At 31.1% G+C, this 13,148-nt stretch carries 19 protein-coding genes and 2 pseudogenes; 1 reads left to right on the top strand and 20 read right to left on the bottom strand.

Annotation, left to right across the window (positions count from 1 at the left end; genetic code table 11):
• Positions 1 to 199: 199 nt before the first annotated feature.
• The 16 genes and pseudogenes from D2K62_RS18245 to D2K62_RS18165 form a co-directional block, all read right to left on the bottom strand.
• Entirely contained in the window at positions 200 to 478 is a 279-nt protein-coding gene (locus tag D2K62_RS18245; protein ID WP_232828046.1) for a hypothetical protein, read from the bottom strand.
• Between the two features lie 171 nt (positions 479 to 649).
• Complete coding sequence (locus D2K62_RS18240; RefSeq protein ID WP_117161863.1) at positions 650 to 1,225, bottom strand: histidine phosphatase family protein; 576 nt, start codon at positions 1,223 to 1,225, stop codon at positions 650 to 652.
• A 146-nt stretch (positions 1,226 to 1,371) separates the two neighbouring features.
• Positions 1,372 to 1,527 carry a hypothetical protein gene (locus D2K62_RS19225; protein WP_232828045.1) on the bottom strand — a complete coding sequence of 52 codons (156 nt, stop codon included), beginning with the start codon at positions 1,525 to 1,527 and terminating at the stop codon, positions 1,372 to 1,374.
• Positions 1,528 to 1,871: 344 nt separating this feature from the next.
• A complete protein-coding gene (locus tag D2K62_RS18230) occupies positions 1,872 to 2,102 on the bottom strand; it encodes a hypothetical protein (protein WP_157967909.1) in 231 nt (76 codons plus the stop codon).
• 470 nt (positions 2,103 to 2,572) lie between these two features.
• Positions 2,573 to 3,316 carry an amidohydrolase family protein gene (locus D2K62_RS18225; protein ID WP_117161860.1) on the bottom strand — a complete coding sequence of 248 codons (744 nt, stop codon included), beginning with the start codon at positions 3,314 to 3,316 and terminating at the stop codon, positions 2,573 to 2,575.
• Between the two features lie 396 nt (positions 3,317 to 3,712).
• Positions 3,713 to 3,961, bottom strand: a complete 249-nt coding sequence (locus D2K62_RS18215; RefSeq protein ID WP_117161858.1) for a hypothetical protein — start codon at positions 3,959 to 3,961, stop codon at positions 3,713 to 3,715.
• Positions 3,962 to 4,114: 153 nt separating this feature from the next.
• Positions 4,115 to 4,504 (bottom strand): annotated as a pseudogene (locus tag D2K62_RS18210) (GNAT family N-acetyltransferase).
• A gap of 129 nt (positions 4,505 to 4,633) precedes the next feature.
• A complete protein-coding gene (locus D2K62_RS18205; RefSeq protein ID WP_117161857.1) occupies positions 4,634 to 5,059 on the bottom strand; it encodes a stage III sporulation protein AH in 426 nt (141 codons plus the stop codon).
• 154 nt (positions 5,060 to 5,213) lie between these two features.
• Positions 5,214 to 5,847, bottom strand: a pseudogene (locus D2K62_RS18200) (DUF3885 domain-containing protein).
• Positions 5,848 to 6,005: 158 nt separating this feature from the next.
• A complete protein-coding gene (locus D2K62_RS18195) occupies positions 6,006 to 6,185 on the bottom strand; it encodes a hypothetical protein (RefSeq protein ID WP_117161856.1) in 180 nt (59 codons plus the stop codon).
• Between the two features lie 202 nt (positions 6,186 to 6,387).
• On the bottom strand, positions 6,388 to 6,993 hold the full coding sequence (locus D2K62_RS18190) for a hypothetical protein (protein ID WP_117161855.1): 606 nt from the start codon (positions 6,991 to 6,993) through the stop codon (positions 6,388 to 6,390).
• 111 nt (positions 6,994 to 7,104) lie between these two features.
• Positions 7,105 to 7,680, bottom strand: a complete 576-nt coding sequence (locus tag D2K62_RS18185; protein WP_117161854.1) for a histidine phosphatase family protein — start codon at positions 7,678 to 7,680, stop codon at positions 7,105 to 7,107.
• 182 nt (positions 7,681 to 7,862) lie between these two features.
• Positions 7,863 to 8,735: a phosphotransferase family protein gene (locus D2K62_RS18180; RefSeq protein WP_112180385.1), complete on the bottom strand. Its 873-nt coding sequence runs from the start codon at positions 8,733 to 8,735 to the stop codon at positions 7,863 to 7,865.
• Positions 8,736 to 8,943: 208 nt separating this feature from the next.
• Positions 8,944 to 9,081: a hypothetical protein gene (locus tag D2K62_RS19525; protein ID WP_332871743.1), complete on the bottom strand. Its 138-nt coding sequence runs from the start codon at positions 9,079 to 9,081 to the stop codon at positions 8,944 to 8,946.
• A gap of 126 nt (positions 9,082 to 9,207) precedes the next feature.
• The gene (locus D2K62_RS18170) at positions 9,208 to 9,696 is read right to left on the bottom strand and encodes a GNAT family N-acetyltransferase (RefSeq protein WP_332871742.1); all 489 of its coding nucleotides are present in this window, start codon (positions 9,694 to 9,696) and stop codon (positions 9,208 to 9,210) included.
• A 160-nt stretch (positions 9,697 to 9,856) separates the two neighbouring features.
• The gene (locus D2K62_RS18165; protein ID WP_112180384.1) at positions 9,857 to 10,393 is read right to left on the bottom strand and encodes an HAD-IIIA family hydrolase; all 537 of its coding nucleotides are present in this window, start codon (positions 10,391 to 10,393) and stop codon (positions 9,857 to 9,859) included.
• Between the two features lie 191 nt (positions 10,394 to 10,584).
• On the opposite strand from D2K62_RS18165, the gene D2K62_RS18160 reads away from it, so the two are divergent.
• Positions 10,585 to 10,773 (top strand): hypothetical protein, encoded by a 189-nt coding sequence (locus D2K62_RS18160; RefSeq protein ID WP_112180383.1) that lies wholly within the window; start codon positions 10,585 to 10,587, stop codon positions 10,771 to 10,773.
• 40 nt (positions 10,774 to 10,813) lie between these two features.
• Here D2K62_RS18160 and D2K62_RS18860 read toward each other — a convergent pair whose 3' ends face one another.
• The 4 genes from D2K62_RS18860 to D2K62_RS18150 all read right to left on the bottom strand — a co-directional run bounded on the left by D2K62_RS18860 (position 10,814) and on the right by D2K62_RS18150 (position 12,934).
• Positions 10,814 to 10,990 (bottom strand): hypothetical protein, encoded by a 177-nt coding sequence (locus D2K62_RS18860; RefSeq protein WP_157967908.1) that lies wholly within the window; start codon positions 10,988 to 10,990, stop codon positions 10,814 to 10,816.
• Positions 10,991 to 11,272: 282 nt separating this feature from the next.
• Entirely contained in the window at positions 11,273 to 11,815 is a 543-nt protein-coding gene (locus D2K62_RS18155) for a GNAT family N-acetyltransferase (RefSeq protein WP_157967351.1), read from the bottom strand.
• A 108-nt stretch (positions 11,816 to 11,923) separates the two neighbouring features.
• Positions 11,924 to 12,100 carry a hypothetical protein gene (locus D2K62_RS18855; RefSeq protein WP_157967350.1) on the bottom strand — a complete coding sequence of 59 codons (177 nt, stop codon included), beginning with the start codon at positions 12,098 to 12,100 and terminating at the stop codon, positions 11,924 to 11,926.
• A gap of 471 nt (positions 12,101 to 12,571) precedes the next feature.
• Positions 12,572 to 12,934 carry a hypothetical protein gene (locus D2K62_RS18150; protein ID WP_117161853.1) on the bottom strand — a complete coding sequence of 121 codons (363 nt, stop codon included), beginning with the start codon at positions 12,932 to 12,934 and terminating at the stop codon, positions 12,572 to 12,574.
• Positions 12,935 to 13,148 lie beyond the last annotated feature (214 nt).

Genomic DNA, 13,148 nt, shown 5'->3' with positions numbered 1-13,148 from the left:
ACCCTTCCGAGCGTTACCTCTTCATTTGATTCTTCAATATAATCCTTCAATTCCGTAAGGAATTGCCTAGCCTTTACCAGAGAGATGTAGCCATCCTCCATTTAAACTAGGAACATTTCGCACAACTCTTCTGCCCCGTTTGTACAAGAAGGGACTGGTCTTGTTGAACATTCGCACCTGATAGTTTAAGATGATTTTTTTATGGTTCACTAATTCCCATTGCTAGTGCTAAAAAGAAAGTAAAAGCCAAAACAAATCCATTACCTAATAAGGCGATCATTAAAAGAATAAGTCGTTTAGACATTAACCAAGAGAATATAGCAGATAAAATACCAACAATCGATAAAATGCTAAAAATGGTAATACCAAAGTAAATATCAGCATTTGGCCCTCTTTGGATATAGAAAAATATGATACTTGTTATCATTGTTAATATAGAGGTAACACCTAAAATATCTCCTGCTTTTCTCTTATGCAAATCAATATCCCTCCTCATTTATTCACTTATCCTGTTTAATAATCCTACCATTTAGCACTATAAGCGATGTGAATTGCTAAAATGACAACTTCTTCTTTCATTAATGCATCCGTTAATTTAATTACAATAGTTCACATTTCTTATTCCAATTCATTTATTGCCAGTTTAATATTAACAATTAACTTTTAAAAAACCAGTTTCTTTTGGGAAATCATTTCTGGTGAGTTCTCTACCAGTAATAAGCTGTATATACGACGTTATCGTTCCATCGTGAGAAACTATGTATATTCTTTTATTTCCAATTTGCTTACACCATTTTAAAAAACCTTCTGCTATAACTTTAAACTCTTTTTCAGGTAATTTATTTATCCCTTTTGACCACCATTCATTTGATAGTTCTTCTTCGATGTAAAAATCAGTGAAATCTTCTTTTATTATTTCTTTTGTTAGAATTTCATCACAAGGTAGTGTCTGCCATTCTGGATTTTGAGGAAACATTCTTGGAGATATTAATGAGCTTACTATTTTCTGACACTTTATACCTTCACTCCAAATTTGTGCAGTCTGTAAGGTTCTTCTAATTGGACTAATTATAATTACATCTGATTGTGATAAAGGAAACTGTTTTTTTAGTGTCTTGGCTTGATTTATCCCTTCCTTTGTTAATGCAGGGTCTAAAGTATGTAGACTTTTAGGTAAATCTAAGGTGTGTTCCCCTTGTCCGTGTCTTATAAAGACTAAATTCATCAAAACTCCTCCTTCAAAAAAAGTAACTCTGCACTCTTATTCAACTATCCTGCGGCTTTAGTGGAATGAACAAGGGTTTAATTCCTAATTAAAGGAAAGCACCCGTTTGTTGATAAGCGAAAGACAACTTTACAATTTATTTGCTCTCAAACCTTGTCTTTTCTCCATACATAGAAACTGATAATGCTGTAAAAGCCTGTAATAATGAGAGAGCCAACAATTGGGTAACCAACATAAACTGTTGGATTCATGTGTTCAACTAAACTAAACTCTCCCCACTCAAGCCATAAACGCCACCCCATTCCAAGACTACTTAAAAATAAGCTAATCATAGGAACAAACAATAATCTTCCTTTAAATAGACCCACAAATATGTTTGCTACTATAAAATACATCAATAGTGTCAAAATTATAAAAAACAGGTCAAAACCCTTCAATCCAGGAATCACGAACGTAAATGAGATTCCAGAAAAGAATAGAATAATGATAATAGCTAAAGTAAAGGAAACTTTAGTTGATTGTCTTACTAGACTATAAAACTGTTTTTCAAAAATGTGAATTCACCCCCAATTTCTAAATAGGGAATGCGAATAGCGTTGTTCAGCATTGGCACCCTTTAGTTGAAGAACAAAAGATAATATCCCAACTAATCTGTACGCACAACATAATTATTTACTTTTTCGTTGCCGTCAAAATCAATTACTAACCACTCACTATCAATAGGTATAAAACCTCTTTCATCCCCTAGATAATAAACAATATTTTTTTCAGTTTTGAAATACTCCGTTTCATTTGGTGGACCCAATAATGTCATAACTTCACTTTTAGTCTTTCCTTTTAAATCATACGTGTTTATTAAATCGTCAACTATGTACACTCTTTCTCTGATATTATCTACCCATTTTTCTGTAGTGAAGTTCGTTCTATACTCGTTTATCCCTAGCATAAACGCACAGATTAGAAAAGGTATAGTACCCATAATAGTTATGAAGATGCGTTTACCTTTCGCTTTTCTATCATTTTTTATTTCGGGCCGATTCCATAAAATTAGTATAAATAAAATAAATGGTAGGGAAATAGAAGGAATACTTATAATACTAAACGAAGAATGCCCAAGACTAATAAAAAAGATGTAACCAAGATACAGTAGCCCGTATAAAAAATAACCAATTTTCTTTTTATAATGTGTTATAAAGATACCCCCTTAAAAAATCTACTATTTATTATCCATTATACTCTTGAATATTTTAACATAAATATCCATATATGTTATTTACTTATTATATATAAGCATCCGTTACTTTAAAGTGTACTCACTCACAAATTTCATTATAAATTGTAACCGAATTACTTGAAGTACCATTTTAACGCATTAGAATACAAGATTTTATCGGTAGCTTTTTCCTCAAATAGACGCTGAATTAGTTCGATATCGGCATATTCAAAAGGTCTTTTCGCCCTTGTAGATGGCAAATCTGTTCCGAACATAATAGCATCTGGATTAATATCATAAATGGACTTTAAAGCATTCTCGATATTCAATTGTACACGACCAAAACCAGTGGCTTTAACTCTAACACCTTTATCCACCAGCTTTAATAAATGTGGTAATCCTTCTTCAGATAGTCCTAAATGGTCAATTGAAATAGCAGGTAATTTTTCGATAATCGATGCAATCTCTGGTAACTCTTTTGCATCAATATAAAGTTCACTATGCCACCCTGCTAAATCGTAAACTCTTCTTGCAAAGTAATTGAGTTTTGATAAATCTTCTGAACCGCCTCGTTTGATATTAAATCGTAATGCCCTTATTCCACTGCTATGTAAACTTATAATTTCATCATCCGTCACAGTGAACGGCAATTGTGTTACACCACAAAATGCTGGGCCCATTTGTTTAAGTGCTTTCAATAAGTAGTCTTGGTCAAATCCTTGGAAAGAACCAGATACAATTGCTCCACCAAATACATTCAAATCAGCAGTTTCATTTTGATAATCTGTTGCAACATAGCTTGGTGGTGTATATCCTTGGTTCTCAATAACAGGAAAATCAAAATCAATAATATGAAAATGTGCATCAAAAATTCTCATTTTAAATTCCCTTCTCCTTTCTTGAACAAATCAAATTGCTTGTTTCACAATCCTGCCACGTTAATTGAATAAAAAATGCCTTTTCCATGTTGTACTAAAGCCACCCTTTACTTTAAGTGCGATATTTCACATAGTATTCTTTTATAATATGAAAAACATTATGACGTTAATAATTACAATAGTTACCACTAGACCTAAAAAGAACTTTTTAACAGTAAATTTCATACTGCCATTTTGTTTTCCTCTAAGCAATAAAATTATTATTATTAATACTATTAATGAAATTTGTAATCGCACTTTTTCACCTCGTTCCTCTGTCAATTAATACCTCAATCTGATTAGCTTAATCCTTCTTCAAAATGAGTTCCCGTTTGTTAAATAACTTGTTTATGATTTTCACATATTCTTTGAGTTCACATTACGTTCATTTCCTCTTTTAAAATTTCCTGTTATCTTTGCCAATATCAGTTGAACTTCTTTTTCATCATCAGCTATTTTAATTTTCTTTAATATTTTTTCAGCGTCTTTATCTTTTAATATTTTTACTTGTTTTCCATTATAATTGATAAGAATAGTATTATTTTTAGTAACCTTGTAGCTAAATGGTGCTTCATCTAATCGATTTCTTTTATCAATATTACCCAATTTATAACCCTCCTCTCATAATTATCACCCCATAAAACATCTGTTACCATTATTTTACCATATAATATTATTATCTTATTGAACTCTTCAGTTCGAAATATAGTCTGTACCCCTTGTTCCAGATAAGCACCCGTTAGCCCAATAAGATATGCTTTATTTTCTGTGCATTACAAATTGTGATTCACTATATTTAAACTTATTTTTCTCGTAAAATGGAATTAAATCCTCTTCACAAAACAGCGTAATTACATCAATGTGAGAAAGTTCCTTTAACAATTGTGATACAACTTCCGTCCCAATACCTGACTTTTGAAATTCAGTATGTAATACAACATCTTCAATATAAGCCCTAAATTTACCGTCCGATACAGCCCTTGCAAAGCCTATTAGAGAATCACCTTTCCAAGCACCAACTGATATTTCTCGTTTTAACATTCCTTCAATATCTTTTTCTTATCTATCTTCCCACCAACCTACATCACTATAAAGTCTCATAAGTTCAGTTGCTTTTATAGGTTTTTCGGTAAAACTTCTAATTTCCATTTTCAAACTGTCATCCTCCATTATTTTTTTCTTTATATTACACCCACAACACTATATTAGAATTCTTCAATTAACCTGCTGAGTTAGTGCAACATGGATGGCGATTCCTTATTAAAATAAAGCCATCCGTTAGTTCAATAAAAAATTAGCCCAAATCGTTTCTTCCACTAAAAAATATTCTTCGTGAGAACACACAGCTAATATACATTTATCGTTATGATAAAACATTAAATCTTCTGGTAGTTCACCAATCCAATCAAAAAGAGAATTACTACGTTCTTTCAGAAATTGAGTTGTAGCATTATTCATTTGAAAATAGAAAACGTAAGCTGTGTCTTCAAGAAGTCTTGTGGTTTCCCACTCTTTTTGTATTCGTCTTTCAATTAAATGCCATTTAATATCGGATATAATATCCCCAACATAGGCAAGACGTTCTTCTTCAAACTCCATCAATTGTCTATTTTCCACAAAAGCAAAGCGGTTGCAATTCCTTGAGAGTATGTCTATTAATTGCTTATAACGTTTGCCCTTTACATTTCTATTAATCATTAACATATCAATCTTACCTCCACACTACGTCTCTATATCTACTTCTCATCTGCACTACTATAACCTTTCTCACGCTATGAAACTAAACTGCCATTTAGTACAACAAGTCATAGGAGCTGCGACGTCAACAATGCCTTGCTCCACTATTGCACCCGTTAGTTCAATAATCTTTTTTAAAGACTTTATCAATTTTATCTCGGTCATAGTTTAATATCCAATCATTGTATTCTTCATAAATATCTCGTATTGTATCGGGTGAGGTAGCCAGCAAATCACAACCTCTATCGTCATATACGTGAAATATAGTGTCCTTGCTAACATTTATGAAATATACATCGTGAAAAATACTTGGTTTTAATCCCATATCTTGATTACAAATTGCCTTTAACATGGGAATATATTCAAAGTCAGATGTTTTACATTTCAGAATAAATCTATGTGTTCTATACGTTCCCTCTTCATCATCTTCTGTAAAAATATAAGGAATTGTATTTTGTTGTAACTTAGACAAAACCGATTTCTTTTTTACATACTTAGAAAAAATGTTTAGTTTGTGTTTGAAAGTTTCACCGTCCGCAAAGTCATTTACATCTACTACAATGTAAATATCATCATTTGATGTATGTAAAGACTTAAATAAAATAATTGCCCTTTTATAAACCCCTTTTAAATATGGACTATTTTTATAAGTATACTTAACATCATAAGTCCACACCTAATTCAAAACGAATACCAATATCCCAATTATAAAATAGGGGTGGTCTTAGTTCTAAATCAGGAAACTTTTTCTGCATATATTTATCTAATAGCACACTCAAACCTCATTTCTTATAGCATTATTTCTCGTCGCTTCTTCAATTATTCTGCCCGTTAGCTCAACAAACAATAGGAGTTGTGACATCAACAGCTCCTTGTTCCACTAAAGCACCCGATAGTTGAACACTGAAGGGAGTTAACTTTGGTTTGCTTTTGACATAGTTACTACACGAAAGACAAAGTAAGAAAAGCCAATCAGACCAATAATTCCTATTAACATTAGTAATTCAAATTCTCCCGAAAAAACCATCCCTATTATGAATAAACCAAAAAATATAATTGCGATTGCAATATTAAATATGGTGTTATTTATCACTTTTAAATCACTCCTTCTATTCCATACGGACAAGCACTATAAATGATTCCGAATGTAATATATTTAATAATCCTTATTTAACTAACCTGTCCGTTAGCTCAACAAACAATAGGTGCTGCGACATCAACATTTCCTTGTTCCACTAAACCCTCCGTTTACTTTAAGTAAACTACTCCACAAAAATTTGAATTTAGATTTATCTTTAAATTTTCAAGGTAATATAGCTCATTAATATAATGAAAAAAAATAGCGTTTCGAGGTTAATTATAAATGGATTCGGTTTTACCTTAGAAAAAAACTTAACTCGTTTTATTAAACTTGTATCCAGTATTATAAATAAATAATAAAATAGCAGTAAACTGTATAAAAACATAAGACTTGCCATTAATATTTCGCCGCTATCCCAAAAAGTGATTCCCAAAAATAATGCCCAAATACACTTGAATACATTTGATAACCCTTCGAACGGATTAGATAAAGTTGTCATCATATAATCTGCTTGTTTATCTTTAATTGCCATATCATCATTCTGTTTTACAATGAATGTAATATGACCTGTTTGAAGTGCCATTGTAATCACTAACATAAGTAAATACGCTAACCCAAATATCGTGCCAACTTGTAGAAGTTCCGAATTAAGTAATTGATATAAAGCCAATGGTAAAGGAAGCCACATCGCATACATTAGTGCCATTAATATGTGCAAGAAGGCAAACTCATTATTTTTAACCATCTTTTGAAATGTAAAAGCAATAATCAAAAAAATTAAAATTCCTGCCCAGCCAATAATCATTGTAGATATTAACATATTAATCTCCTAAAAAAGTAAATAGATTTTTTTCTTGTTTCGCTAACCTGCTTCTATGGTTGAACAAGGGTGCAATTCTTTATTAAACGAAAGCACCCGTTTGTTGAAGATTTAATAATTTATTTTTATCCAACCTGTCTCTTTGGGGAAATCATTTCGGGATAGTTTTTTACCACTAATAAATTGTCTATACGAAGTTATTGTTCCATCGTGAGAAACTACATATATTCTATTCTTACAAGTTTGTTTACACCATTTCAGGAATTTTTCTGCAATGACTTTAAACTCTTGTTCTGAAACCGTATTTATACCGTTAGACCAATATATATTTGATATGTTTTCTTCAATTTCACAATCTGAAAATTCATCTTTTATTTGTTCCTTCGAAAAAAGCTTATCACAAAGTAACGTCTTTCCATTAGATTTTTGAGGAAACATTCTCGGAGATACTAACGGACTTACTATTTTCCTGCACTCTATACCTTCACTCCAAAACTTTACAGTCTGTAAAGTTCTTCTACTAGGACTAATTATAATTACATCTGTTTGTGATAAAGGAAATTGTTTTCTAAGCGTTTTTGCTTGAATTATCCCTTCTTTAGTCAAAGCAGGGTCTGAAATATGTAAACTGTAAGGTGAATCTAAGGTATGTTCCCCTTGTCCGTGTCTAATAAATACTAGCTCCATTAAAAATCACCTCTATTAAAATAACACTCTTATTAAACATTACCGCCCGTTACTTTAAGTACATTAGTTCACATATTAATTTTAACATAAAATTACAATAATTATTCCAGTACATAAAAATAGGATCGCCATAATCGACGACCCCTTGTTTAACTCTTGCCTCCCGTTAGTGGAATAAGTATCTATCTATAATCTTTAATTCCATATTCAAACGCTTTTTTATCGTTATTTTCAACCCCATGCAATGCCTCTTGTAAAGCGAATGTACTTTTGTAAAATTTCACACGTTCAGATATTTCATTTCCATTAGGATATAGGTTAATACACATATTAAAAAAATCTTTACCATAGCTGGAAAGTATTCCAGCAAAATCATACGCTGGGTCTCCTAAACTTGAACCACCAAAATCTATTATGCCTGAAATCCTACTTATTTCTGGATTCCATAGGATATTAGATGCTCCGAAATCCCCATGTATAAGTGTAGTTTTCACATCTAACCCTTTCCCGTTTATAAAATTTTTAAAAGATTGAGTTATTTCGTTTTTAGCTTCTTTTCTGATATAAGGAAATAGTTTATTTTGTATTTTATCAAATAGTTCAGACATTTCTTTACATGGATTGTTATCATCCAGTGTCAAAACATCAAGTGCTTTTTCCTTTGAAATAGAGTGCACTTCTCTAAGAAAACCGACGAGTTGTAATGCCAACCCTTTTATCAATTCAACACTTTTAATTTTTTCTAAGCTTCCCCTCCAAAAAGGAACTCCATCAATTAGGTTATATCCAGTAAAAACTTTTCCTGGCTCTAATTTATCAAAAGATTTATATATTGGGTGTGGGATTTGAATTGAAACGATATTTCTAATGTATTCTAAAATTTCAGTCTCTTTTTTTAATTGTATTATTCCCTTTTGGTATTTTGGAAATCTAAATACTATAGATTTGTTTATAATTAACACATCATTATTTTGTCCAATTTCATTAGGGTAATAGTCTTTAATAGAAAGGTCAGGATAAACCTGTTTAATACTTTCAATATAATTACTACTCATTGTGATACTTCCTTTTCAGTCTATTCTATTTTCTAATTCAAATCCTCATTAAATGGTATCCATAAATCGATTGTTGCACCTATCATCTAATTTTCTTTAATCATGGTAATGAACTCTGCAAAATCAGTATTGAACTTGTTCTGCTTTACAAACCCTATCTTTTCATATAAATGAATTGCTCTTTTATTAAATGTTGCAAAAGTTAACCTTATGTGAACCCCGTATTCCGTTCTTTTATGCCTTCTTCATTTAATTCATTATTATAAAAGTCATAGGGTTCTTCATATATCCAACTTATTGTCTGTCTTGCTAAATTTTCATCCATATCTTTAATGATAAAGTTCATACTTCTCCCTAATTTCATGGTTTAGTTTTGTTAGTATTAAAAGGTTATTCAACAAACCTGCCCGTTAATTGAATAAAAAACGCCTTTTCCATGTTGTACTAAAGCACCCGTTAGCAAAATAATTTTTTATAAATAACCTTTCAGCCTAATTACTTTCCCATCAACTTCTGGACCAATTTCTTCCATTCCGATTGTATGATAGAACTTAATCGCAGTAGTATTTGATGGGGAAACTCTTAGATGATACTCACTAACTTTATTGTTTAAAAAGACTTTTTTTGCATAATCGTGTAATTCTTTGCCTTTACCAAGCCCACGCATTTCGGGTATTAAATAATACAAATTTACATAACCAATGGCAATACCTTCATAAGCACGAATTGTTAACTCCAGTTGTCCTATATATTTTCCGTCTTCTTCAACTAAAACAAAACCTTCAGGAAAATCTTTTATTTTTTTATCTAACCAACGTAGATAATCCTCTTCTTCACCAAATCCAGATGTATCACCAAAACTTACTTTAAATGAGCCTTTTCGAAATTCAACTACTGTATCTCGATGTTTCTTTATATCAATTTCCTCAAAGTTGATTTTAATCACTCCTTGTAAAATCAATTAACTTGTTCCACAAACCTCCGACTAGCATCCCAACAGGAGCAACAGCTTGTTCAACTATTGCTCACGTTAGTTTAAGTGTATAGATTCACAACTACCTGTTAAATGTAATATCTTTCTCAAAAAACACTCGCAAAAACGTAATTTTTCAATATACAAATTAATTTTTAATGTTAAGCCACTCTACTCCATCTTTGAGATTTTCTGCAATATATTCAATTTTTATATCTCTTATTTTGTCATAGTGTTCATTTAATGCTGATTGACCTGCCCCTGTTTTTACAAGTATCTTAATGCATTTGACTTTAGAACCAGCTAACATATCACTCCATCTGTCCCCAATGACTACACAATTTTCCAAGTTTAAATTATATTTTTTTGCACCGTTGATAAGCATACCTGTATTTGGCTTTCTGCAAATGCAACCTTCACTATGGCTATGTGGACAGATAAAAACATCATCGAAACCAAATCTAATTAGTTCCTCAGTAAAGTCCTGTATAGTTACTTTCCTTTCTGAAATCCCTGGTTGATTGGTAAATGAGAATAATTTTACACCAGCTTTCTTTAGTTCATCTATCAAATTTTGTGAGTATGGAAATAATTCAAATGTTCCTGGATAGTGTACAGTGTCATCTCCTCCAATTGTTCCATCTCTGTCTAAAAATATAGCTTCTATTTTCCGTTCATTTTTCATTAGCTCTTGTCCCCCTGTACATGTACTTACTAAATATTCACAAAAAAATTTAAAGGTCTTTTGATTTATGCGTCTTATTGAAGTAAAGCACCCGGTTAGCTTAAGTACATCATTTAACAATTTTCGATTAAGAAATTACCCAGCCGAATCCTGTTCATCTTCTTTTTTTAAAAAAATGAATGAGGGATTTTATGAAAATTACAGATCCTGAAAAGCTTAAATATATTTTCCGACAAGCAAAAGCAACAATAGAAATCGAGGGAAATATAATTAGTCAAGAATCAGAGAAAATTATAAAAGCTGTTCTTTCTGGTAAAATGAAAAGAGAAGAACTTATAGAAAGACATAAAATTAATAAACATGGTAGCATAGTCTTTTAATATTAGTATTTTCAAAAAATTAAAACACAAATTAACCTTCTTAATTTGTATTTTTATCCCTAAATATAAATAACTCAAAAAACAAAAGATTTACAACTGTTACTACACCGATTGTAATAAAACTACTAACTTTAGGTAAGTCTAATGTATATATCATAAGTACAAGAATAATAAGTATTAGCAACCCCTGTAGATAATTCTTTTTTCTCTTTGTCATAATTATTACCTACTTTCTTTCATAATCTTGTTCCATAATTGTTAATAATAGAAACGTAAAATAAGTTTTATTAACTAAATGGAAAATATTTGAATAAGCAAAGACTTCCAGCAAATACAAAACCTAGACCCAAGAAAGTTATCGTTAATGTTAAGCCGCAAGCAATAAATATCACACTCGATATAATGCATAATTTTCCATACGCCTTTCACAAAAACCCCTCCTTCTGAGCCATAACTTAAGCTACTGTTCTTGCACTAACGCACCAGTTAGCTTAACAACTTAATTTATTTCTTTACCCATTATTACTTGTAAATTATCTTCTGAAATAACAGGAGCATCTTTTTTAATCAATTTCCAACCTTTTCTCCCATATAAATTTATTGCTGGACTGTTATCAATACCCGTTGTTAGTACAGAAGTTTTATGCTTATTCCTCTCTAATATCGCATCGTGTAATTTGCTTCCTATTCCAGAACGTTTATAGGAAGGACTTACTGCTATTTCAACAAATTCAAAACAATAATTTAACCAGATATTGATTTCTTTTTTTGATAACTGTTCAGCAATTTTTTGTCTATAAAACTGTTCTGGTAAACTTGTATAGCCATATGTAAAGCCTACAATATTTCCTTTGTCATCTACTGCTTTAAAACCTTTAAACCCTTCATAACTCGTGTGCTTTTTAATGTTTTTTATTGCATTTTCTTTATCTTCAAGTGAATAGTTTATTGTTGTTGAAAAAGTAACACAATAAAGCTCTCCAATTGCTTCCAAGTCAGAGTAATTGTCGCAAAACCGAATAATGTTAATATTTTCTTCCACCAAATTATCCCCCTTGAATCAACATCTATAAAATAACCCCTCTTTAACTAACCTGCCCGTTACTTTAACAATGGCAGCGAGCTTATTCTAACTATTGCACCCTTTACTTTAAAAAATAAATACTAAAATGGATAAAACTAATGCAATAATTGCAAAAAGAAATCGAACAAATACATTTCTTATTTCTTCTTCTGCTTCTGCTTTCCCCATATCTCTTCTGTATTCAAACCAACTATAAATAGTAAAAATAAAAAGATAAATTATCAATAGAATTTGTAGTAGCAAAAAAAGCCTCCTTGACACTGATTTAAACATAAATACCAAAAAACCTTATTAAACAATCCTGCCCGTTACTTTAAGTACTTTAGTTCACATATTAATTTTAACATAAAATTACAATAATTATTCCGGTACATAAAAATAGGATCGTCATAATCGACGACCCGTTGTTTAAACCTTGCATCCGTTAGTTCAATAAAAAATTAGCCCAAATCGTTTCTTCCACTAAAAAATATTCTTCGTGAGAACACACAGCTAATATACATTTATCATTATGATAAAACATTAAATCTTCTGGTAGTTCACCAATCCAATCAAAAAGAGAATTACTACGTTCTTTCAGAAATTGAGTTGTAGCATTATTCATTTGAAAATAGAAAACGTAAGCTGTGTCTTCAAGAAGTCTTGTGGTTTCCCACTCTTTTTGTATTCGTCTTTCAATTAAATGCCATTTTTCACAACCCGATCCATAGTTTTCTATAAATCCATATTTCTAACCTTTTTTGGATTATAGACTTGCAACCACTTTTCGGACTCATTTACCATCCAATTTCCCATATCATCTAAAAAATCAATAATTTCATTTGGATTTTCTACTGGGTTAATAGCATATTTAAGGGCTAGTTTCATTTCAGATTCTTTTTCTGGATAGTGTTCAGAGAATATCCTATATGCTGGGTATAAATCTCTTGTATATTTGTTTTCTTCCTCTATCACAAGTGCAAGTCCTGCCCTAACTATGATTTTCATAATCCATCCACAACAATCCAAAATATCTTCAATATCCTCATTACCATCAAGGTCTTCTTTTGCTTGTTGAATTTGATTCTTTATATTCATTAGATGTTCGTTACCAAGTGTTTTATCTGCTTTATAATTAGGTAAATGGACGCTTAAATCTTCTCCATATACACAAATACTATGTGTTTGTGACTGCTAAACTAGAGTAGACAGTTATTGCTGAATAAGAAGAAACACTTATTACCCAAATATACCAGTAAAATAAAATACTCTGCCATTGTATGATGTTTAATATCTATCAATAACACATCAA

Source organism: Paraliobacillus sp. X-1268 (genome assembly GCF_003426095.1).
GTDB lineage: Bacteria > Bacillota > Bacilli > Bacillales > Amphibacillaceae > Paraliobacillus_A > Paraliobacillus_A zengyii.
Note: the sequence above shows the minus strand (reverse complement) of the source record. Positions and strands in the feature narration are given on the sequence as shown.